Genomic DNA, 23,893 nt, shown 5'->3' on the forward strand with positions numbered 1-23,893 from the left:
ATCATTTGGTGTCGTTAAGTTCCTATTTGAATTAGTAACTCACCGTCAAACCTTTGACTTTCCAAAGCTTTTTTCCTATGGCGGTTTCTCACAACTCATTTAGGACTGCTATAGTTGAGGTTGGCTAAGTAATAGGTTAGTTTCGTAATCAAGAAGCTGAGAACCTGTCGAGACTGCGATCGCGTTATGGAATTCTGGGATGGTTGGGATAATTTTCTAAAAGTCATAGCCTCTGACCACAACCTGACTGTGGAGCAAAAAGCGGTTTTCTTGGTCAGATTTGCTCGGCAGAACATCGATAAGAAAAATCAGGATGTTGCAGATGAAGTTATAGGAGGTGAACCTGCAAAGGCTCTTCGAGCCTATGACAAGCGTATGAAGGACATATTCGGTAAGCTTGCAGAGAGTTTTCCTGAAGTTAAGTCTGAGGATAAAGGCAAGGTTAAGAGAGTGCAAGCTTACCTGGAAAAAGCGTATTTAGAACAACAGCAAAACAAAGATACTGAGGCTGGTAGTGCGATCGCGTCTCATGACTGGACAAAAATTTGCCGCGATATGCTGGAGTCTCAGAAACTAAACATCAGACGACAAGCTACCGAGGTAGTTTCTAAAGCATTTTATGTAGAGCTGGGATTAGTCGAGCGCAAACACCAACCCAGACGTAGCGGCGATTTCTCTGTTTCACCAGAGCAAGGATCGGGTTTTTTCCAGCTACATGAGGAAGAAATCACCCAAACTTATGAGCATCACGAGTTTCTAGAGCAGGTCATTAAGCAGGGACAAAGTAAAAAGAGCCAAGGAAAACGCATCGCTATTATTGGCGAACCGGGAGCGGGGAAAACTACTCTGCTCGAAGCGATCGCATTCTCTCCAAAAACACCAGGTTTCCCAATTTGGGTTTCTCTAGGAAGTTTGAGAGATAAAAGTTTAGAAAACTACGTGCGAGAGAATTGGCTAAGAGATGCGCTTAAAACTTCAGATGTCACACAACAGCAGAAAGCGCTAGAAGAACTGTTTAAAAGTGGTGAAGTGTTGCTGCTGTTGGATGGAGTGGATGAAATGCCAGCATCTTCACCCGTCGAAGCTTTAGCCAAACTCAGGGAAGAACTCACAGGCTGGGTTGCTGATGCGCGAACTGTGGTGACTTGTCGGCAAAATGTCTGGGATGCAAGCGTTAATGCTTTACCGGGTTTTGATACTTATCGCACCTTGGACTTTAGCTATGGGGAAAGCAATAAACCAGATCAAGTGAGACAGTTTATCTGCGAGTGGTTCTCCCAAACTGACAAACCAGAACTAGGGGAACGGTTACGGGAAAAGCTAGATGAAGACAGACATCAGCGCGTCCGAGATTTAGTCAAAAACCCACTACGATTGTCGTTAATGTGCCAAAGTTGGTATTTTTGCCAAGGCGATTTACCAAAAACCAAAGCCGCGCTTTACGAGCAATTTACACGAGCTTTCTATGATTGGAAACAAGAACAATTTTCCACAACTCTGACAAAGCGGAAGGAGTTAAACACGGCGCTGGGACTGTTGGCACGGGAAGCAATTGATAAGGAAAAATCCCGGTTGGGAATACGAGAGAGTTTTGCGATCGATGTCCTGGGGGAAGACTTGTTTAAGTTAGCAACTGATAAGTTGCATTGGCTGAATTTTGTCTACAAGGATGCAGAAACCGATGAAAAAGTATATGCCTTCTTCCATCCCACGTTTCAGGAATATTTTGCGGCTTGTGCGATTGATGATTGGGATTATTTCCTAAACCACAACAACGATAACCCTAACCCATTCTTACAATATAAGAATAAAGATTGTGTTTACCGCATTTTTGATCAGCAGTGGAAAGAGGTGATTTTACTGTGGATTGGAATAGAAAAAGATGAAGAATTTAGAAAGCATAAGGATAATTTTATTAAAGCTTTAGTGAATTTTATGGATGGTTGCAAGAACTTATATTGGTATCGAACGTGTTTTCTTGCAGCAGCAGGTACAGCAGAATTCAGAAACTGTAAGTTGGCTGATTTAATTCTGCTAATTTTTTATTGGGGTTTTGAGAAGTGGGAAGACCCGAATTTTGATCCAATAGCCGAAGCTGCTAGGGAGATAATTCTAGAAATAGATCATCCTAGGGCAATCAATCAACTGATTTACTATAGAGACAATAGCCAGAATAGATATATTAGCGAGGAAGCTACTTACATTTTGGAAAAAATGGGAATACGCAATCAACCATTGCACAGTATTTCGGAGTTGCCTCCACTAACTGAAGAGCAGAAAGATCAGCTTAAGGAGTATGAAAGTATAATAGAGCAAGCCTTGAATGAGCGATCAAGAACAATTGAATCTATGCTTGGTAGAATACAAGCAGAACCTGGTGCTACGATCAATTTTCTAGTTCAGCTCATGGATAAAAATACAAATAATGAAATCATTGCCGAGGCTTTTAAAAAAGTATTACAAGATAAGCATTTGCGTTTAATTGTAAAAAAAATTAAGGAATACGTAGACATTAAACTTGAGGAAACTGAGTATTTTGACTATTTATATGATGTTATTTGGCACTGTACCCAAAAGATGACTTACCCAGAGTTTTATAAGGCTTGGCATGGTGAACGTTGCTCAGTTCAAGGCGTAGAAAACTAACTTACTAATATTCCGGCGCAAGTACAGCTTACTGACAAAACCTATCCCATGACTATTGACACTCAATTTCTGAAATTTGAGGAAAACACAAGTGCGATCGCTCTTTCTTTGTTCGCAGGCGATCGCAACCCTCTTGTCAACATCCAATCTTTGAGAAGTCAAAAGTCAGCAACAGCAATCCAAATTTGTCAGTACCGCTTCTCAACTGGTAGCAACTGCTAGTGCTGAAGAACTGGGCAAATTTCCGACAAATAGGCTTGGTAGCGTCATGCTCAAAGAGTACCAACAGCAGACCGAAGTTTATCAAGTTTTGATAGAGTAATAAAAATTACAATAAATACCCGTATTGTCGTACCGGGTGGAAACTGCGATCGCCAAATGATCGTCTAAAGATTTATTGGCATTACATCATTCGTAGATTTATGGTTATTTCCCGTAAACTAGGGACGAAGGTAGCAGGAACTGCATCAATGATTTTGATACAGTTTCTCAGTTTAATAGAATTTCCCCTCAATTCTCTATTGAGCCGCCTATCAATCGATTTAGGGTTTAGCTCGACCGCCTATGCAGATGTTGTGCCGAAAACGCCAACAGGTTCTAGTTACGAGCCGGGTGATGTGGGTGCTCCCGGAGGCACTATCGGAACGGGAACGCGAGTTCGTTATCAGCCACCCGATGATGGAATGATTCCCAGAGGCGGTACCAGAGGAGTTGACGAATCGCCAATGGAATGCTCTGAGTCTCAGCCTACATCTGTGACTTTGTTGGCTCCTACGACTCACACCGGATTGACTGCATCAGGTCATCCCATCTTTTACTGGTACTTGTCGGGCACCCAATCGGTACCGCTTGCTTTTACACTGGTTGAGCCAGGAGTATCTAAGCCAATTATTGAGCAAACAATTCAAACACCCAAGGCGGGGATTAATCAACTCCAGATGTCCAAAGAGTTGCCAGAACTGGTTCCAGGACGGGAATATCTATGGACAGTCACTCTGAAGTGCAATCCGAAACGACGTTCTGAAGATCAGATTGCTCAAGGCTGGATTAAGCACGTACCCGCAACACCTGCTCTAGAGAAACAACTGGCAGCTGCGCGATCGCAGATTGGCAAGGCAGCAATCTATGCTCGATCGGCATACTGGTATGACACTCTAGGCGTAATTTTAGCCGCCCATGCTACTTCCCCTAAGGATCGGTTAATCCGCCAGGAGTTTCTATCGCTCTTAGAGCAAATTGGACTGACAGAGGTGAAAGAGCAAGAACAACAACGGTTGGTAAGGCAGTAGCTAGGTCATCCAACATAAATTTAAAATTGTCTCTGTCTGAATAAAAACCCGTTTTCTGGTAGAAAACGGGTTTCTTTTATTCCACACAGTGAAGGCAAAAGTATTTGCAAATAAGCCACTGAAGAATCTACCTTCTCTGTCTCTCTTACTCACTTTGTGTTCGTGTTAGTCTTTAATAGCGATCGCGCGATTCCCAAACATGAAAATCGTTCTTCTAGCCACCCTTCAGCCCTCAGTCCTCAGTCCTCATCCCTCAGCCCTCAGTTCTAAGATCGGGATGCTAGAAATTCTCGCAAGCGCAGCAAACTGAGTGTTTGCCCCAAACTCAGCGACAGTAGAGATACTCCTTCTAGACGTGACTGTACCCAATGTTCTCCCCAGTACCACTCGTGATAACCGTCAATTCCTTGACTCAAGAGCAGGCGCAGACAGTTGGGTTGAGCCACTTCCACTTGGTGTTGTATCGCCACTGGCCCCACCCAACTGGTGTAAATTAACCCCTCAGACAGTTGTTCCGGTAGCCCTGCGGAAAGGCGCAGGGGCCACAACCACTGGCTTTGCTGGCTGGGGCGAAGCAGACTGTCGCCGATGGCTGCTGCGGGGGAATTTACTTCTATTCTAAGATGGCTTTGTTGAAAGTTTCCTAGCATAAACAGTTGCGGTTTCTTTGTTATTAGTTGTTACTGGTACAGAAGTTTCTATTTACTGTTCCTAATCTTAATGTAATTGTTTTTCTTGAGAGTAGTGGCTAAATAGTCCTGGCAGCTAAGAATTATCATGCATACTCTAAATTCAGATTTGCATCAACAACAAAAAATTAATTTTAATATAATATCTGTTTTTAAATTAACTAAAACAACATAAAAAATGTTTTTTAAAAATGTTAATTATATTTCAATCCTTATTTTTAGCCTGTTTATCCATCTGTGCCTGATAGAAGATTCAGGTTCTTATCTCTTATTTGAAAAACTAGCTGTTTTTGGCGGTTCCGATAATTAGCACCGCAAATACCACCTCACCATTAACTGCCATGCCTACAATAAAAGTATAGTGTGTTAAGAAATGTAAGGTCTTTTCATGGCTGATCAGTTAATCCGTGCCACGGCGGCAGAGAGTGGAATTCGCGCCGTTGGGGTCATTACCACACGCCTCACACAAGAAGCCAGACAGCGTCATAATCTTTCATACGTGGCAACCGCTGCACTGGGACGCACCCTGTCATCTGGGCTATTACTTGCCTCTAGCATGAAGCGAGAGGGGTCAAGGGTCAACATTCGCATTAAAGGAAATGGGCCACTCGGCGGGCTTCTCGTTGACGCCGGATTGGACGGAACTGCACGAGGGTATGTAGATAACCCAAGTGTGGAACTGTCCCCAAATGCCAAAGGAAAACTAGATGTCGGGGGAGCAATCGGTCGGGAGGGATACCTCTATGTCGTGCGCGATGTGGGATACGGCTACCCGTATTCGAGTACCGTTGAGCTGGTGTCGGGTGAAATTGGGGATGACGTTGCCCACTATCTGGTGACTTCCGAACAAACGCCCTCAGCGCTAGCGGTGGGTGTATTTATAGAAGCGGGTACAGTCCGGGCTTCTGGTGGGTTGCTGGTGCAAGTCCTGCCCAAGGCGGCGAGCGACGAGAGCCTAGTGCAACTTTTGGAATCTCGAATGGAAGCACTGGCGGGATTTACACCCTTGTTACAGGCAGGCAAGACGTTGCCAGAAATTTTGGAGCAACTACTAGGAGATCTGGGTCTGGTCATCCTACCAGAAGTCCAGATGCTGCAATTTCACTGTGGTTGCTCGATGAGCCGTGTCTTGGGTGCTTTGAAGATGCTAGGCGAAGCCGAACTGCAAGACATGATTGAAAAAGATGATGGAGCCGAAGCGACTTGCCATTTTTGTGGAGAGGTTTACAACGCCAGCAGTGACGAATTGGCGGCGCTAATTGAGGATTTACGTGCCGAGTCTGTTTAGGAATCAGAAGTTAGAAGTCACAAGGTAAGAAAAAATTCTAGATTCTGTAGCTGAATTGAAAATTTCCTTGTGAATGATGAATTATAGATTTTGACTTCTGGATGAGAATATAGCTTTTTGCGGCTGAGGGGAGTAGGATTGCAACTACTGCCTGTGCTAAAAAGCATTCGTCCCAGGCGAAGCGCGTTGTGGTGTGAATAAGCTATGACTAGAAATCCCGAAATTCCAGATGGCGGGCGGAGCGGCAAGTCTTCAAATTCGGCTGGGTGGACATCCCAAAAACGAGTGCCTGCGTCTGGGCGTCCGAGCGATCGCAAACCACACACGAGCGAGAACTCCTCTCAGCCCGTCCCCAGAAAAGCACCGCGTCCGGGGAAACAGCCACTTCCTCCACCAACGGATCGTCCTCAGCGTCCGGCGGGTAGTACTGCACCAGCAGAGGGGGGTCAGCAAATTCCGGCTACACTGCCGAACTCTCCGTCAGAAGCACCCAAGCCACCTCGACCTAAACGTTTTTTACGCTTGCCGACTAGCTGGGCATTCTGGGGCATCTTGGTGGTGCTGCTCTCTGGGGGGCTGGGTTTTACAGCGGTAGCGCTGTTGTTTAACCTGCCAGCGCTTCCCAACTGCCCAGCCATTTTTTGGCCTACGGCTTCGGCATCGCTGCGCCTCAGCTGCGCTCAGATAGCGGCTTCTAAGCAGACGGCAAAAGATTTGCTAGAAGCGATCGCGCTGGTGAATGGTTTGCCAGAAGATCACCCGCTACGCCCAGAAATTGACAAGCATCTGGAAGAGTGGTCGCGGGAGATTTTGAAATTGGGAGAGGAATCCTTCCAAGCGGGTCAATTGTCCGAAGCGATCGCAATGGCTCGCAAAATCCCCACGGGCGTACCAGCGTACAAGTTGGTGGATGAGCGTGTAAATCGCTGGCAATCCATCTGGTCGAAGGCAGAAAGCCTTTACAAAAAAGCCGAGGACGAGGTGCGCGAGTCTAACTGGACTCAGGCTTTTCGCGATGCGGTGCAACTGGTCTATATCGGCAATAACTACTGGGCAACAACCAAGTACGACCAACTTGTAAATCTAATTCAGTCGGCGCGGGAAGAAAGCGCCAAGTTGGATAAAGCGTTCCAACTTTCTAAGAGCGGAGGATTAGATAATCTGTTGGAGGCGATCAAACTGGCACAGGCAATTCCGCCCAGCAGTTTGGCATACAAGGAAGCTCAAGGCGCGGTGACAGAATTTGGGCGCAAATTAATCGATATGGCTCAAGAGGCGCTCGATCGAAAAGACTGGCAAACGGTCATCCTCATTACCAGTAAAATTCCCGAAAGTCTGAATTTACAAAGCGAAGCGCAAGATTTGAACGACCTGGCAAGTGCCCAGTCTCGCGCTCAGAAGGGAACGGTTTCAGATTTGGAAGATGCGATCGCCCTTGCCCAAAAGCTAAATCCCGGACGCCCTCTATACGATAAAGCCCAAGATTTGATTGTTCTCTGGCAGCGAGAAATTGAAGATGTCGCCCATTTAGATCGGGCGCGGGAACTGGCAAAAGGGGGAACGGTGGGTGATTTAAATGCAGCGATCGCAGAAGCACAACTGGTTCCTAGCACGAATCCCCGCTCCTCAGAAGCAAAATCCCTGGTCAATAACTGGACGAGTCAAATAGAGACGGTAGAAGATCGTCCCTATATCGCTCGCGCCGATCAACTGGCAAGTTTGGGGGATATGAGTTCCCTGCAAGAAGCCATTAACGAAGCGAGTCAAGTAGGTCAAGGACGCGCTCTTTATACAGAGGCGAGGCGCAAAATCCGACAGTGGACTGACAAAATCGAGCGAATGCAAGACCAGCCTTATTTGGATCAAGCGACTGGTTTGGCGAATGCAGGGGATCTTTCCGGCGCGATCGCCGCAGCGGGACAGATTCAAGCGGGACGAGCGCTCTACGGTGAAGCTCAAGGTAAGATCCGACGGTGGCAGGACAGAGTTGAGCGAGTACAAGACCAGCCTTATTTGGATCAAGCGCAAGCTTTGGCGAGTTCGGGTAATCTTCCGGGGGCAATTACCGCAGCGGGACAAATTCGATCGGGACGAGCGCTCTACGGTGAAGCTCAGGAAAAAATTAAAAGTTGGCGGACAGAACTGCGATCGCAAGAGATTTTGCAGTCCGCTTATCAGTTAGCGAATCCAGGAACACCGGAAGCGATCGCGCAAGCAGTTCAAACGGCTCGTCAGGTGCGTAACTCGACGCGAGTCGGTGCTGAAGCCAGAGAGGTGATTAATCGCTGGAGCTATCAACTGTTGGCGATGGCACAGGATCAGGCTCGGAATGATGTACAAAGAGCGATCGCGATCGCCCAAAACATCCCCGATGGTTCATCTGCCTACACCGACGCTCAACGGGCAATCCAAGGTTGGAAACAAAGTCTAGAACCTCAGTCCCTGGAGAACTCACCTTCTTTTTAGTCATTAGTTGATTATTCGGTGTTTTGCCAAAATCTAAAAACTAATCGCTCATTACCGCTTTTTCTGTTTCGCCTTTGTTGCCGTACCGCTCTTTCTTTTTCCTTTTTCTAGTATTGGCGCAACATACTTTAACCACAATTGAGTATGAGGTCTGCCAGCCTGATTCCACTGCTTAACAATCTGCTCGGATTCCCCGGCTTTTTCTAAATACTCCAAACCATTTGGCAGACCAAGAACAGAAGCTTTTGCCAGATAATATTTACGCTGTTGAGTAGAATCGCACCGTTCCCAACATTGCGCGGCACGTTCATAGTTCTTGGCGCGGTAGAAACAAGTTCCCGCACGGTAGAGCATCCCATTCCAGCCTTCTCCTAAAGCTTCGAGAACCTCTCCAAATCGCTGCCACTCATTCGAGTGGAGATTTGGCCCAGTAATTAAAGCCCCAATTCCCTTCGCATATTCCTCCAAGGCTAGTTTCCACTGTCGGCTGTTGCGGTGAATCTCCAACTGGTTGCTTTTGATGCAGTTCTGAAGGAAGCGAGTGAACTCCTTTAAAGAAGCTTGACTCAATTTTTTGTCCATGAATAGGGCAATTTGCCGCTCTAATTCCCGACCTGGCGGAGCCTTGTCAAACTGCTTCAACAATGCTGACCAACACATCCCCTGCCAAAAACAATCCCAAGCGTCTTCTGTTTTGCCAAGCACAAGAAAACGTTGACCAGCTTCGCTAAATTTCTGCTCAAATTTGAGTGCCCAAGCTTCACAAATTTCTGCTTTTTTAGCGTAGGCGCGATCGCTGTAACACTGTCTGGCACGTCTCATGAAATCTGGATCTTCCGAGTTCATTCCCCGACTCTCGAACTCCTGCGCGATCGAGTGCCAGTCATCTTCTTGCAGATCCCGTGCGCTTTCAGGTTTTCCCAAACGGATGGGTTGAACGTTTTCTCGCCAAGCAGAGTTTTGTGAATGCTGTAAAAGCACTTCTAAATAAGTTTCTGTGACCCCCCAAAGCCGCTGGTCTCCGATTTGAGAATCAACAACAAATAGACGTTCTTTGGCTCTGGAAGCAGCCACATAGAGTTTATTAAAGAAAAATTCAAATTCATATAAGCGGTCTGCCAAAAGGTCTTTTGACACTTCCCGTCGATTGACTAGATTCCAGACAGCTTTGTTACATTCCTCGCCAAATTTGTAGAGAACGACTCGTTTAAATTCCAATCCTTTAACTGCACTAGCACTCAATACATTTTTGAGCGGTTCTGACTCTGGAATCTCTGCCAAAATTTGAGAAAGAACCGCATCGTTTTGAGCATAGGCAAGCTCTCCTCCTTCCTCACAAGGCACGATAATAATCGTGTCTCTTAGGTAGCGTTTGAGTTGCTCAATTTGAATATTCCGACCAATAATAAATTTTTGCGGAGTGGGAAAGTGACCTTGTTTCCAGGCAGTTTGCGGCTGAAGTGCCGGAATTTTAAACAGAACCTGACGACACAATTGAATCAGGTTAATCACTTGTACCACCGCAGTACAAGAGCGATAGTTAGACTTCAACTCCGGAAAATTCATCCGCAGATTTAATCGCTGTGTGGGATCGAGTGCTGCGATCGCTTCATTGTAAAATGCTGCCTGTACGCTCTCCCAACGAAATCCCGTCGGGTTCAAGGTTTGGAAAGGATCTCCAGCAAAAGCAAAAGGCAAATTACGCATAGGCTGGTATCCCAGATCGCACTGAGAGAATGCAGACAGCCGCATAATTAACTGAAGCTCCAGCCGCGTAAAATCTTGCGCCTCATCGCAGAAAATAGCAGTGTACTCAGCACGGTAACACTTGAGTTCCAGCACCAATCTAATCAAGTCTTGATCGTCCCAGTACCCTAGCTCGGTTGTTAGCCGCTTATACCAACGTCCCCAGATGGTTTTATAAATTTCTTGGAACTGAGCGACTGGAACAGTGCGTTCCTGAGTCGGCACTTCATCCTGGTAGTCTTCTGGAGTCATGTACCGGAGACTGTACCCCTTGATGAAAGTTCTAATAACGTGCCAGGAAAGTTCTGGGGAATACACCTGTGCTTGTGGCAGCTTTGAGTCTCGGTAAAGCTGTCGAAAGCGATGGAAAGAAATGTATTTCTGAGAATCGAAACGTTCCTGGAGTGTATGCCGGTAGCCGGTAGGGTTTCCCGCAGAGTAAGGTTGCTGGCTCATCCGGTTAGCCAGTGACGCATCGTCTGCTTCTAAAGGGAGTAAGTTTAAGAGAAATGTCCCAAACGGCTGAAAGAAGGCACTGACATCGGGGATTTCTGAACCTTCTGTTCGATCTGCAACAAAACGGTGATGGAATGTATGCAGACAACGCACGAACTCTTTCGCAACCTCTAATAGTCGCTTATTATAAGTTAGAAAAAGTGGCTTTCCAGGAAGTTCTTTTCCCGGCTCGTAATAATATTTTCGATAACAATAATCTGCAAACAAATACAATAGCATAGTAGATTTACCACTGCCCGCCCGCCCATTTAAGAAAAGCGGCAGACAATTATTTTCCCGTGCTGATGTTCTTGACACAGAGTTAAGAATTGCCTCTTCTTCTGCTGAAAGAGCTAGATTTACTTCTGCGCCTCTTTGAATTGCAAGCCAACTTTGTTTATCTGTTACTAAGTAACTCGGATAAGACCGTCGCGCAAAGGGAGTGAGTTCATCCAGCGTTAAAGGCTTAGATAAAACATTTTTAGAACCATTAAATAAATTAGTTACCTCCCCTATTTGGGCTATTTCTTCTGTAGAAGGTTGATGAGCAAAAGATGCTAGGAGAAATAATACTTTTCGAGGCGGTTTATCGGCGGTCTCAAGTTGGCTAAATAGCACATAGCAATTATTTTCACCGCACAAATACACACCAGGCCATGCAGCAATTTTCTCAGCGTTCCTCGATTTTTCTTCTATTCCAGAGATAATTTGATAGTAAATTTCCCAGTCTTCTCCGATTTCTGGACTCTTGAACTTGGCAATCCACTCATCACTTTCGTAGAGGATTGCCCAAGAGTCTTTATCCTTTTCTATCTCCCAGCCTGGAGGCTCTAGCCAGGGAAGCAAATCGTCTGGAAGCGGTTCGCGTCTTGAAGACACGTTGCTGGCTGACGGTTGCTGTTGTTGAAGCCAACCAGTTAGCGCTTCCTCATCTAATTGGCAGTCGAGATTCTTTTTGCCGTACTCTTCTGGGGTTCGCAGGAACTTTTTGTATTCTTTAGAGCCACGGAGAAAAATGTCTAGTAGACATAGCACCAGGTCGTCCTGTACGGGTCGAATTCTGGCAATGAGGCGTAAATTGTTTTCCCCTCTCCGCTTTAAGTAGGGATAAACCCTCTCAAAACGTGCCTGTGACTCATCAATACTCAAAGGCTCAAGTTCGTTGCATAATTTATCTACTTGAGCCTGAACACCATAGCACAGAGTCTTTCGGTTAAATTGGGAGGTGCGATAGACGTACATAAACTTGTCTGTAGCTGTTTCTGAAAAAAACAGGCTGAAGCCACTATTACTTATTGTTATGCAGTAGAGAAATTGCTGTGTAGAATTTTTGTTACATCTTACACAGAATCGCAGTTTTTGCCTCAAATAGTTCTAATTTGCCTATCCTGCCAGGTCGTGTCATTATCCACTTGTGTTGAAACTTGAGCTTTGTTTCAATCCCGCCAGAGAATAAAATTTCCCTTCTAATTGCTCAGAGAATGGTTTAAAAAACTGAATTTTTATAACATTAGTCTGTTTCAACTCACATTTTGCACCAGTCGCATTACCTGTCTGTAATTTCAACCCCTTGCTAACAGAATCAAGTCTTCACTTAGAAGACTAAGTAGAAATTTAAGCCCATTTCAATGGACTTAAGCTATGAGCCTTGGACTGAATTTCAAAGCAGACTCTCAGCTTCCTGCGAATGGTGCAATATGTCCTTATGCTTAAGGTAATGACAAACCTTCCAGGGTGCGCCAGGAAAGGAGAAATCACCGATATCCTAGTACCTATGTCAATTGGTATTTAATTACGTTTTTCTACTTAAGCACTTGTCTGAATGGGTAGTTGCACGGTAAATGTAGTCCATCCTTGTGTGCTTTGAGCCTGAATGGTTCCTCCTATTTTTTCGACCAAATTTTGCACTAAATATAGCCCTAATCCACTTCCTCCCTCTTTCCAGATATCACCATTAGGAATGCGGTAAAATTTTTCAAAAATTCGAGGTAATTCTGTATTTAAAATTTCTGCTTGATTGGTAATTTTAAAGTTTACTCTTGAATTTGAGTTTGAATTAATATTTATTGAATAATCCACATAGACACTAATGGATATTTCACCAAAAGAGGGGGTATATTTACAAGCATTTCCAATCAACTCTATTAATATTTGCTCCAGACAAACTCGGTCTGAAATCAGTGGAGGAAGAGCGGGAGAACAATCAATATTAAAAATTTGCTGGCGCTGAGCTATTCCTGGTTTAAATGGCTCAATTAAAGTCGGAAGCCAGTATTTTAGAATTAAAGTTTCTGGAGAAATTAATTTTTTTTCCGCTCCTAAACGATGCAAATCTAAGATATTATTAACTAGTTCTATTTCCCGAATACATTCAGCTTCTAATAGCGCTCTATAGTGTTGCTGTTGTTCTTCATTAGAAATGATTTCCAACATTTGGATAATCAGCTTCATGTTGGCTAGAGGGGTTCGCAAATCGTGAGAAGCTCTAGCAAGCAAATCATCTTTTTGAATATTGAGCTGCTGGAGTTCTTGGATTTTCCCTTGCAGGAGTGTCACAGCTTCTTGTTTTTTCAGCCGAGTAGCGATCGCGCCTAGCAATTCTGCTCTGGTAAACGGCTTCGTCAGATAATCATCAGCTCCCAGTTGCATCCCTTGGCGCAAGTCTTCTCTCTCCGTTTTAGCGGTGAGAAAAATGAACGGAATCATTGCCGTTATCTGGTCTTGGCGCAATTGAGTTAGCACGCTGTAACCATCAAAATCGGGCATCATGATATCACAAATAATTAAATCGGGTTCGTGTTCCCTCGCTAACTGCACTCCCACCAAACCGTTTTCCGCACCAATGGCATCAAACTCCTCAGCCTTGAGGAGTTTGAGAAGGTTGCTTCTAACTGCTGGCTCATCTTCAATCACCAGAATCTTTTTCACAGGTCTGACTCGTCAATCTGTTATTTAAAGGAAGAACGACTTTAAATGTCGTGCCAAGCCCAATTTTACTAGCTACTATTATCCTACCCTGATGTAAGTCTACACACCTTTTAACAATTGCCAGTCCTAATCCCGTACCATTGATGTTACTAACATTTGTGCCCCGGTGAAACGGTTCAAACAATCGGGATCGATCTGCTAGAGGAATCCCGATTCCTTCATCTTGTATTTCCAAAATAGCCTCTCCGTCTTGGGAAGTAACTTCAAAATAAATATTGCTGTTATTTGGTGAATAATTAATAGCGTTCGAGAGCAAATTATTTAAAATTTGTCGCAGCAACATTCTATCCATATCAACACTCAGAAATTGGTATCGACTGGTAAAGATAATCTTATGCCCACGGCTCGCGGTAAGTTGTATTTCGGCAATAATTGTCCGACAAAATTCAATTAGGTCAAGGGATACCGGATTAAAGTTTAATCTTGCTGCGTCGGCTCTCCCTAATGTCAGCACATCATTTAACAGATGGGTCATGTGGTTAACAGAGGATTGAATGAGATGAAGTTGTTCTAATCTTTCCTCTTGAGTCCAGCGATCGCCATAATATTCTAGTAATTCGGAAGAAGACAGAATAATGCTTAAAGGCGTGCGGAACTCGTGAGAAGTCATAGAGACAAAGCGAGATTTCAGTTCGCTCAGTTCTTTCTCTTTTGCCAAAGCATTCAAAATCTCTTCTTCTGCCTGTTTGCGCTCCGTAATATCTATGCACGAGCCGATGTAACCCGCAAAGCTGCCATCAGGTGTGAAGCGCGGAATCCCCGTATCTAAAACCCAGCGATAATTCCCATCAGCACGCTTGAGGCGGTATTCCACTCGCACTGGTTGGCGAGTATTGAAGGCTGATTTATAGGTGTCCAAGCAACATCGTAAATCATCAGGATGTACACTTTCTAACCAACCGTTGCCCAGTTCTTGTTCAAGATTGCGTCCTGTAAAATCTAACCAAGCTTTGTTGAAAAATGTTCCCTTGTAATTAAGGTCTGACATCCAAATCAAGGCAGGCACGTTGTCAGCCATAATCCGGAAGCGGGTTTCGCTTTCCCGCAACGCTTCCTCCATCTGTTTGCGCTTAGTTACATCCAGAGTTAGAGACAGCACTGATACTAAATTGCCCGATTTATCTAATAATGCCGAGTTGTACCATTCGCAATAAACAACCGAACCATTCTTAGTGTAATTGCGGTTGCGGGAAACATTACGCTGTTCGCTGCTATCGATTAGCCGCTGAATAACGCTATCGACAGTTGGCACGTCTTCAGAAAAGACAAACTGCCACTCAGCGGGATGTTTGCCAATGACTTCCTCTGCTTTCCACCCGAAAATTTTTTCTGCTTCCGACGACCAACGCGACACCCGAAAATTACAATCCCACTCTATGACCGCTAGGGGTGAGTTTTCAAAATGAAAGTTTAGTCTCTGAAGTGCATCCCGGAGCGCTTCCTCTGTCTGCTTTTGCTCAGTAATGTCACGAGCGACACTTAACACAGACTCCACTGACCCATCTAAAGCAAATTCCGGGACGATACGAGCTTGATAGCATTTTCCGCTGACTGAGGACTTGCTTTCAAAAACGTGTGGCTGACCTGTTGTAAACACATCTTGAAGAATTTGTTGAAAAGGAATATAAATTTCTGGTTGGATTCCTAACTCTGGATGAGTTTTGCCGATAAAGATTTGTGGGGATATTCCGATTGCTCGTTCTACAGCGGAATTGACATATAAATGTTGCAATTGTTTGCCAAATCGGGAAATGATATCAGGGGAATTGTCAGCCAGTGCTTTAAACTCTTGTTCGCGGCGGTGGAGTGCTTCCTCTGACTGCTTGCGCTCGGTGATATCGACTGCAATCCCGGTTGTTCCGATTACCTCCCCGGTGTTATTAAAAATTGGGGTTTTAATTGTTTCTGTCCATAGCATCTTTTCTTCTTGGTAGACCGCGGGTTCTTCGACACGCTTGCGCTTGCCGATTTTCATCACCTCTCGATCGTCCTCTCGATATCTCTGGGCTAAATCTGGATGCCAAATATCTAAATCTGTCTTCCCAATTAAGTCTTCTGGTTTGAGTCCGCAGGCGTTGCCAAATGCCTCGTTGACGGCAATGAATCTGCTTTCTTTGTCTTTTAACCAAGCTAAATGGGGAATGTTATCGAGGATGGCTTTCTGCTGGCTGCGCTGCTGTGTTAGCTGTTCCTCTGCTTGCTGGCGTAGCGTAGCGTGCCGCAGGCTTTCACTAATGTCTTCTAAAATTCCAACATGACCGATAAATTCTCCTCGATCGGAGAACATCGGTGAAGACCGAACGTGAACCCAACGCACAATTCCTTCCTTAGTTTGAAAACGAAACTCGTCAGAGTATTCTCTCCGTTCACGAGTATGTGTTAACCAATCTGCAAAGACGCGATCGCGATCGCTTGGATGAACAAACTGCAACCACCCTTCTTGCAAACTCTCCTCCAAGGTGAAGCCACAGATGGCTTGACAGCGGAGATTTGTGTAGATGCAGCACCCCTCCATATTTGCCAAAAAAATCCCCACTGGCGAGTAGCTACTCAAACAACGGAACCATTCTTCACTTTCTCGCAACGCATCCAAAGCTTTTTTGCCTTCGATAATTTCTTGCCGCAATTGCTTGTTGGTTTGTGTTAATGCAGTGGTACGTTCCTCGACTCGAATTTCTAAGGATTCGTTCGCTTGATTCAGTGCAGCTTCGGCAGCTTTGCGTTTGGTGGTATCGCGGGAATTAACAACAATGTCTGCGCTCAATGGGTTAGCCAGCAAATTATGATATTTGTGCAGTAGTTTAGCTTTTTCAGCTTTGAGTTGTCGGATTAATTGTGGTTTTAGCGCAGCCTGCACGGATCTCACTCGTCTTCCCAATCTACGCATATTCTTTTGACCTTCGGAGTAAGTTTAATTGTTGCCAGTGGTGATATTTTTACCTACCTTAACCGCCTCAATACCCAGAATTATCTAATTGTAGTGAAGGGTACACTGCTATCTAATTTGCGTTAATTAATTTCTAACAGCGCCTCTTTGTATTCATCGAATTTCCAAATCTAATTTACAAACACTTACTTCAATTAAGACAAGCCAAGCGATCCGTGTAGGTTGGTAGTCTAAGTTGGCTACAGTTGTACGATCGGCTACATTCGCCTTTAACATAAACCCTTTCTCTGGGTAGATTCAAGACCTCTTCCTTAGGAAAGTCGAATGAGCTGATAATCCTGCTTAGATTAAATACAAATTTGTACGGGAATTTAATGATGAAAGGCATGAACCCAGCGCAAAAATTTGCGTTAATTATCGGCATTTTCTTTTTCCTTTGTGGTGTAATGGGATTTATTCCCGCCTTTGTGAAAGCGCCTACGGTTACGCCTGATATGGCGGGTCTTGGATACACAAGTGGATACGGTTACTTACTGGGGTTATTCCCCATCAATGTCTTACATAATGTTGTTCACCTTGTCGTAGGACTTCTGGGAATTTTTGCATCCATCGCCTTAGACAGTTCTCGTCTCTATAGTGGAGTTTTGGGAATTTTCTATGGGGTGCTAACGCTAATGGGGCTTTTTCCGGCTACCCAGTCAACCTTGGGCTTGATCCCAATCTTTGGCAACGATGTCTGGCTTCATGCAGTCACCGCCGCGATCGCAGTGTACTTTGGCTTTTTTGCTACACCGGATTTGTTGGAACTAAGCACGCCACAACAGGGCGGTACTCGTAACGAGGGCTAAAAAAGGGTAGCGTTTAATAGCGGGTCGATTGTCGAATCCGATTGAGTTTTACGTTGCTGATTGCCTTACAGAAAATCAGTATGCCTTTACCTTAGCCGAGGTATTCTGGTTTTCTATAAGCTTTAAACGGAATTACCGCGCATATTAATAACACTTAGATCCAGTCCTAAATGATTCGTAAACGCGAGATCCCCGACTTCGAGAAAGAAGTCGGGGATCTGAAAGGCTGGCTCACAACTCAAATAGGATTGCTATATTTGTAACACTTGCATCTGAATCAATTCTTGGTATTTTCGATTTGGCGCACCACGGTGAGGGCGGAGTAGCTGACGCCTGCGGTTCCTTCGCCGGGATGGGTAGAATCTCCCACTAGCCACAAATGATTTACGGGTGTGCGATTAGCAAAGCCAAAGGGACCAAAGGTGGAAACTCTTTGCCCAATCCCGCCGACAATGCCGCGATCGCGTGCTGTGAAGCGGGCAAAGGTGCGGGGTGTAGCGGCTTCTTGATGGACGATGGTTTCTGGTGTCAAGTGAAAAAATTGGCTCAGACGAGCGATCGCTTCCTCGGTATATTGTTGCTTTCGCTGTTTATAATCTTCAGATTGCCACCAATTCCGAGTGTCAACGAAGGAAGACGCAATGATAGTTGCTTTACCTTCTGGGGCGCGACCATCTTTAGGGTGGCTCACTGAGACAAATAGGGAGTTATTTTCTCCAATCGGGCCGTCATAATCGTAGAGAAACTGCAAATGCGGCGGACATCCTGAGGGAACCGCACTTCGATCGACACCGAGATACACCACAAATGCTCCCGACGATGGGGGAAGTTTATCGACTCGACGACGATAGCGATTTTGGGTTTTGGGTTGCGAACTAGGAATTCCCTCTGGTGTCTCTGCTTCCAAAAGTTGCACCAAATTTTGGGCGGTGACATTGGCAACGACATGGTCGGCGGGTTCCGTCCAGACAGCGCCGGTTTTTTGATTGCGAATAACGACACCAGTGGCTTTGCCATTTGTGGTGTGGATGCGTTCAACGGTGTGACGCATCAACAGCTTGCCACCGTCTCGCTCTAAAGAGGAGACTAAGCGATCGCTCAACACCTGCATACTGCCTTGAAGATGAAAGAGTCCCTGCGGCTCTTGGGACACACTCAAAGCAGTCGCTGCATAGAGCAGAGCCGTTTCTTCAGCATCTACCTGAGAATAAAGCTTGAGCTGCAAATCCAGAAACGTTCTTAGACGCTGATTATCGCCCAAACCATACCCCCGCAAAGCGTCCCCCACTGTCAAAAAAGTGTAGGGCAAAGTAATCAAAGTATCGGGACGAACAGCCGATACCAGTTGCCATAAGTCCCACAAATTTCGCGGCGGTAGCACCGGATCGCGCGATTGAAATGCAAAGCTGGCTCGGAATAAAGTCGCCAACAACTCCCAAAATGGTTCGCTTCCGGGAAACTGCCGAATTCGCTCCGCCTTCCACTTTTGGGGGTCGCGCCAGACGTTAATCGGTTCAGTTTCTCCCGGTAGATACACGGCACAAGCTGGATCGCAAGGCGTCGCTGCTGGGATTTCAATTTCTAGTTCCTGAAAAATCCGGTGATGAATCCCCCCCGGTTCCAGTCCAGCCACCTGAGTCGCTCCCACATCAAAGGTAAATCCTTTGCGTTTGAACGTGGAAGCACATCCCCCAGGCACCAGAGCTTGATCCAAAACTAAGACTGAGTAGCCTCGACGAGCCAGTAATGCCCCAGCCGTGAGACCACCAATTCCAGCACCGATAACGACAACATGACAGCTTGGCATGAATTGAGAACGAGGATTCCCTCTTCCGAGACTTAATATTACGTTACATTAAGTTTCGGCTTCCTGACAGGTTCGCGCTCGACGATGAACAATCGGGATTTCAATGTAAAACTCTGTTCCTTGTCCGGGTTCTGAGGAACACGTTAGAACCCCGCCGTGCTTCTCGACCACAATTTGATGGCTAATGGATAAACCCAAGCCTGTCCCCTTGCCAACAGGTTTCGTGGTGAAGAAAGGGTCAAATAGTCGTGTTATCGCCTCTGGGGGGATGCCAGAGCCATTATCTCGAATCCGAATCACCACCTGAGGACAGTCATTAATTTCGACAACCTCAGTGCGAATTCTAATCGAAGCAACTGGCACTTGAGTATTGGAAATGGGGGGAGTTTGACCTAACTGAAGAGAGTGCGTATGCAAATTCTCGATGGTTGCGATCGCTAAGTGCTGATAGCTGTACTCCTCTAAAACATCAATCGCATTGTTGAGGATATTCATAAACACCTGGTTCATCTGTCCAGCGTGACACTCCACAAGCGGGAGATTGCCGTACTCTTTGATCAGCTCAATTCCCTGATTTCCCCCCTTTGCTTTCATTCGATGCTGTAAAATCAGCAGCGTACTATCTAACCCCTCATGAATATCGACCGCCTTCATTTCTGCTTGATCGAGCCGAGAAAAATTCCGCAAACTCAGAACAATCTGGCGAATGCGGTCTGCCCCTAGCTTCATAGAAGAGAGTATCTTCGATAGGTCTTCTATGACAAAAGTTAGATCGATATTTTCCTTATACGCTTCAATTTCTGGGACTGGATCGGGATAATAACGCTGGTAAAGTTGTAGAAGATGCAGCAAATTTTGGGTGTATTGATCTGCGTAAGCGAGATTGCCGTAAATAAAGCTGACTGGATTATTAATTTCGTGAGCAACACCCGCAACTAACTGCCCCAGACTGGACATTTTTTCGTTCTGAACCAGTTGGGATTGACTGCTTTGCAACGTCTGCATCGCTTTTTTCATCTGGACTGCTTGTTGTTGCAGAGACGCGATCGCGCTGCTTTGTGCAGCTTCCGATTCTCCTAAAGCCTCCAGCGCTTGCTTGCGCTCGGTGATATCTTCGGAAATGCCCAACAAATATTGGGGAGTTCCCGCTTCGTCGAAAATCGGGATTTTTTTAGTGTGCAGAATCCTCAAACCTTGATGTTTTGTCTGGATTGGCTCTTCCAGAATCTCCAGAAGTTTCCCAGATGCCAACACTTCGCGATCGCGACTTGTGAAGAAATCAGCTTGCTCTGGCGGGAAAATGCCATAGTCGTTCTTGCCTAACGCTTCTTCCTGAGAATAACCAGTGAGTTCCTCGTTGGCTTTGTTCCAGAATACAAATCGCAATTCATTCACTTCTTTAATAAAAATTCCAATTGGCAGATTTTCTACGATGGAATTCAACAAATCATGAGTATGTGCCGTTGCTTTTTCTGCCTGTTTGCGTTCAATAATTTCCCTTTCTAATTGTTGATTTGTCTGCAATAAGTTTTTAGCACGAGCTGCCAAAACTTCTAAATTGGCGTTCGCTCTTTCCAACTCAGCCTTAGCCTGAGCCAGTTGATTTCTCGTGTTTTTTTGGATTCGGAAGTTTTCAACTAGGAGCGAGTAGTAACGCCTCAGAGCCATGAAAGCTCCCACAACTAAAGCCATGATTGGAACCATGCCTCCCTGAATTCTCAGTATCATTAGGGAGCCGTTTTGCCCACCAAAGACTAATGTTAAAAGCTGCACTGAATGTTCTATAGCACAGCTCAAGAAGATTGCTACAGTTACGAGTACTAATGGATTGCTGAGTAGATGCTGCCCTCGAAGAAAACCGCGATAAATCAAAAACGCAGTTGTATAATAACCAGATGCAATGATGGTATTTGTACTTCCTGAAAATCCACTCAGCATGAGTACAACTGACTCCAGTTAAATGAAGCTTTAGTCTGGTCTATCAGACTAAACCATAGTATCTGTCTTTAGACTGATAAAGCTTTTTAACTTCTTAAATTTATCTAAACTTACAGACTTTATTTCAAACTTTTAAAAATTTAAAATGAATCTTTCATAATAAAGGTATTTCCCAATACATAAATAAACAAAGTTTAATCAATAAGCCAAATTCTAAAGAATGATTGACTTTCTTAATTAACTTTAAAAAATGGCACGGAAAGGAAATATGTGTTAAAGGCGAAAGGAGCGGGAAACTTTTTAAAAACATCTAGAGAGCGATCGCGCAATGCTGGGGAGCTGGCTGAGGAGATAGGTGCAGACTGAGTAAGATAAAAGGAGAAATAGCCCAGCGACGAAGAACACATGACCTCAACTCTGCTCAAATCTACGCCACTCAACGCCCCTACTCTCCACCGCCTGCCTAACGGTTTAACGATTGTGGCGGAGCAGATGCCCGTCGAAGCCGTTAACCTAAACGTGTGGATTAATGTCGGCTCATCCGATGAGCCAGACCCCATCAACGGTATGGCTCACTTTCTAGAACACATGGTGTTTAAGGGGACGCCAAGGCTCAACAGTGGAGAATTCGAGCGACTGATTGAAGAGCGGGGTGCCGTAACAAACGCAGCAACCAGTCAGGACTATACCCACTACTACATCACAACAGCTCCTAAAGATTTTGCCCATTTGGCACCATTGCAACTAGATGTGGTGCTAAATCCCAGCATTCCAGAGGATGCCTTTCAAAGAGAGCGATTGGTCGTTTTAGAAGAAATTCGCCGCTCGGAAGACAATCCTCGCCGCCGGACTTACCAGCGGGCGATGGAGGTGGCATTTGACACCCTGCCTTACCGGCGTCAGGTACTTGGGCCAGCAGCGGTAATTGAGCAGCTGACGGCGCAACAGATGCGCGATTTCCACGCCAGTCAGTATCAACCCAAATCGATAACAGCGGCAGTTGTGGGCAATTTGCCGGTTGAGGAATTAATTGAAATTGTGGCAGCGGGATTGACGGAGATAGGCGTCAGCACTCAAGAGCCAGAAGTCAAAAGTCAGGAAGCGATCGCCTCAACTCTCACTCCCGAACCCGCTTTTAGAGAAATTGTCCGCCGCGAGTATGTTGATGAAAGTTTGCAGCAAGCGCGGTTAGTGATGATGTGGCGAGTGCCTGGAATGACGCACTTATCCGATACTTACGCGCTGGATGTGTTGAGCGTGATTCTGGGACAAGGTCGGATGTCGCGGCTGTTCCGAGATTTGCGGGAAGACAGGCACCTGGTGACGAATATTGGGGTGAGCAATATGAGCCATCGGCATCAAGGCGTCTTCTATATTGGCGCGCAGTTGCCGGTAGAGAATTTGGCAGAGGTGGAAGCGGCGATTCTTGCTCATATTCGCACCCTCCAGACAGAACCCGCGAGTGAGGCAGAGATTTCTCGTTTCCGGACGCAAGTAGCGAATCGGTTTGTCTTTGGGAATGAAACGCCGAGCGATCGCGCCAACTTATACGGCTACTATCAAACCATGATGGGTGATTTGGCTCCAGCCTTGAATTATCCGGCTCGGATTCAAGCGTTGGAAGCGGCGGATCTCCAATCAGCGGCTCAACAGTATCTCTCTTGTGATGCTTATGGTGTGGTTGCGATCAAGCCAGCTAGCTAGGTTTTTTAACGCAAAGGTACGCAAAGGTTAACGCAAAGGTACGCAAAGAAATCAATCTGGTTTTGCGTACCTTTGTGCTTTCCTTGGCATGACTCTGCGTTAAAATTTCTCCCATGTGGACAGAAATAGACGCTCAAATTACTCGCCTAACGGGTGAAAAGTTTCAAAGTCAGCAGCGGCAGTCGGTTAGTGGTGGCTGCATCAATCAAGGCTATGCTGCCAGCGATGGGCAACGCACCTACTTCATCAAAATCAACCAAGCGTCTTTGGTTGATATGTTTGAGGCGGAGGCGCTGGGACTCCAGCAAATGCAGGAAACTCACACGATTCGGGTTCCAAAACCGATTGGCTGGGGCACCGGAGGGAATTCTGCCTATATCGTACTGGAGTGGCTGGAAATGGGGCGCGGCGACTCCCATTCTTGGGAAGAAATGGGACGGAAGTTAGCGGCGATGCACAAATGCGCTGAAAAAGACGCCTTTGGCTGGGATAGAAATAACACGATTGGTTCCACTCCACAAGTTAACACTTGGACAGCAGATTGGGCGGAATTCTATGCCAAGCATCGTCTCGGCTATCAATTTCAGTTAGCAAAGCGTCGCGGCGGTCATTTTCCCCAACAGGAGCAATTGCTGGCGGCAATTCCCGAACTGCTAGCGGATTATCACCCTCAACCATCCCTAGTTCACGGCGATTTGTGGGGAGGAAATGCAGGCTTTACGGCATCGGGAGAACCCGTCATTTTCGATCCGGCGGCCTATTATAGCGATCGCGAGGTTGATATCGCCATGACAGAAGTTTTCGGTGGCTTCCCCGCAGCCTTTTATCGCGGCTATAACGAAGTATTTCCTCTAGATCCAGGCTACGAGCGCCGGAAAACCCTCTACAATCTCTATCACATCCTCAACCACTTTAATTTGTTTGGCGGCGGCTATAGTTCGCAAGCCAATGGGATGATTGAGCGTATTTTGAGATAGTAGAAAGAGATATATAGCAATCCCAAGTCAGTTGTGAGAACCTAGAGAAGATTCCAACAGGTTGAGATAATGGCTCTATGTTAGCTGATCTGAACGACTTTATTGGCTCTAACCCGGATGCGCGT

Annotated in this window: 14 protein-coding genes; 8 read left to right on the forward strand and 6 right to left on the reverse strand. The window is 45.7% G+C overall.

Annotated elements, in window-relative coordinates:
* Positions 1-186 precede the first annotated feature (186 nt).
* The 3 genes from NDA03_RS26905 (at position 187) to NDA03_RS26915 (ending at position 3,935) form a co-directional block, all read left to right on the forward strand.
* Entirely contained in the window at positions 187-2,646 is a 2,460-nt protein-coding gene (locus NDA03_RS26905) for an NACHT domain-containing protein (protein WP_348239727.1), read from the forward strand.
* A 48-nt stretch (positions 2,647-2,694) separates the two neighbouring features.
* Positions 2,695-2,868 (forward strand): hypothetical protein, encoded by a 174-nt coding sequence (locus NDA03_RS26910; RefSeq protein WP_348239728.1) that lies wholly within the window; start codon positions 2,695-2,697, stop codon positions 2,866-2,868.
* A 200-nt stretch (positions 2,869-3,068) separates the two neighbouring features.
* Positions 3,069-3,935, forward strand: a complete 867-nt coding sequence (locus NDA03_RS26915) for a DUF928 domain-containing protein (protein WP_348239729.1) — start codon at positions 3,069-3,071, stop codon at positions 3,933-3,935.
* A gap of 266 nt (positions 3,936-4,201) precedes the next feature.
* Here NDA03_RS26915 and NDA03_RS26920 read toward each other — a convergent pair whose 3' ends face one another.
* Positions 4,202-4,585, reverse strand: a complete 384-nt coding sequence (locus NDA03_RS26920) for a hypothetical protein (RefSeq protein ID WP_190414613.1) — start codon at positions 4,583-4,585, stop codon at positions 4,202-4,204.
* Positions 4,586-5,012: 427 nt separating this feature from the next.
* On the opposite strand from NDA03_RS26920, the gene hslO reads away from it, so the two are divergent.
* Together hslO and NDA03_RS26930 are read left to right on the forward strand one after the other, a co-directional pair.
* A complete protein-coding gene (hslO, locus tag NDA03_RS26925) occupies positions 5,013-5,912 on the forward strand; it encodes an Hsp33 family molecular chaperone HslO (protein WP_348239731.1) in 900 nt (299 codons plus the stop codon).
* Positions 5,913-6,116: 204 nt separating this feature from the next.
* The gene (locus tag NDA03_RS26930) at positions 6,117-8,378 is read left to right on the forward strand and encodes a chromosome segregation ATPase (RefSeq protein WP_348239732.1); all 2,262 of its coding nucleotides are present in this window, start codon (positions 6,117-6,119) and stop codon (positions 8,376-8,378) included.
* A 51-nt stretch (positions 8,379-8,429) separates the two neighbouring features.
* On the opposite strand, the gene NDA03_RS26935 is transcribed toward NDA03_RS26930, so the two are convergent.
* The 3 genes from NDA03_RS26935 to NDA03_RS26945 all read right to left on the reverse strand — a co-directional run bounded on the left by NDA03_RS26935 (position 8,430) and on the right by NDA03_RS26945 (position 16,464).
* Entirely contained in the window at positions 8,430-11,861 is a 3,432-nt protein-coding gene (locus NDA03_RS26935; protein WP_348239733.1) for a hypothetical protein, read from the reverse strand.
* A 564-nt stretch (positions 11,862-12,425) separates the two neighbouring features.
* Positions 12,426-13,547, reverse strand: coding sequence for a response regulator (locus NDA03_RS26940; RefSeq protein WP_348239734.1), 1,122 nt, complete (start codon positions 13,545-13,547; stop codon positions 12,426-12,428).
* Positions 13,525-16,464: a PAS domain S-box protein gene (locus NDA03_RS26945; protein ID WP_348239735.1), complete on the reverse strand. Its 2,940-nt coding sequence runs from the start codon at positions 16,462-16,464 to the stop codon at positions 13,525-13,527. The genes NDA03_RS26940 and NDA03_RS26945 overlap by 23 nt, the downstream gene beginning before the upstream one ends.
* 404 nt (positions 16,465-16,868) lie before the next feature.
* Between NDA03_RS26945 and NDA03_RS26950 the strand changes: the two genes are divergently transcribed.
* On the forward strand, positions 16,869-17,342 hold the full coding sequence (locus tag NDA03_RS26950) for a DUF4383 domain-containing protein (protein ID WP_190414619.1): 474 nt from the start codon (positions 16,869-16,871) through the stop codon (positions 17,340-17,342).
* Between the two features lie 277 nt (positions 17,343-17,619).
* Here NDA03_RS26950 and crtD read toward each other — a convergent pair whose 3' ends face one another.
* The gene (gene crtD / locus NDA03_RS26955; RefSeq protein WP_348239736.1) at positions 17,620-19,149 is read right to left on the reverse strand and encodes a C-3',4' desaturase CrtD; all 1,530 of its coding nucleotides are present in this window, start codon (positions 19,147-19,149) and stop codon (positions 17,620-17,622) included.
* Between the two features lie 48 nt (positions 19,150-19,197).
* Entirely contained in the window at positions 19,198-20,853 is a 1,656-nt protein-coding gene (locus NDA03_RS26960) for an ATP-binding protein (RefSeq protein ID WP_348239737.1), read from the reverse strand.
* A gap of 639 nt (positions 20,854-21,492) precedes the next feature.
* On the opposite strand from NDA03_RS26960, the gene NDA03_RS26965 reads away from it, so the two are divergent.
* Both NDA03_RS26965 and NDA03_RS26970 read left to right on the forward strand, forming a co-directional pair.
* Entirely contained in the window at positions 21,493-22,791 is a 1,299-nt protein-coding gene (locus NDA03_RS26965; protein WP_348239738.1) for a pitrilysin family protein, read from the forward strand.
* 113 nt (positions 22,792-22,904) lie between these two features.
* The gene (locus tag NDA03_RS26970) at positions 22,905-23,768 is read left to right on the forward strand and encodes a fructosamine kinase family protein (RefSeq protein WP_348239739.1); all 864 of its coding nucleotides are present in this window, start codon (positions 22,905-22,907) and stop codon (positions 23,766-23,768) included.
* Positions 23,769-23,893 lie beyond the last annotated feature (125 nt).

It is taken from the genome of Trichocoleus sp. Lan (assembly GCF_039961855.1).
Classification (GTDB): Bacteria; Cyanobacteriota; Cyanobacteriia; order Cyanobacteriales; family FACHB-T130; genus FACHB-T130.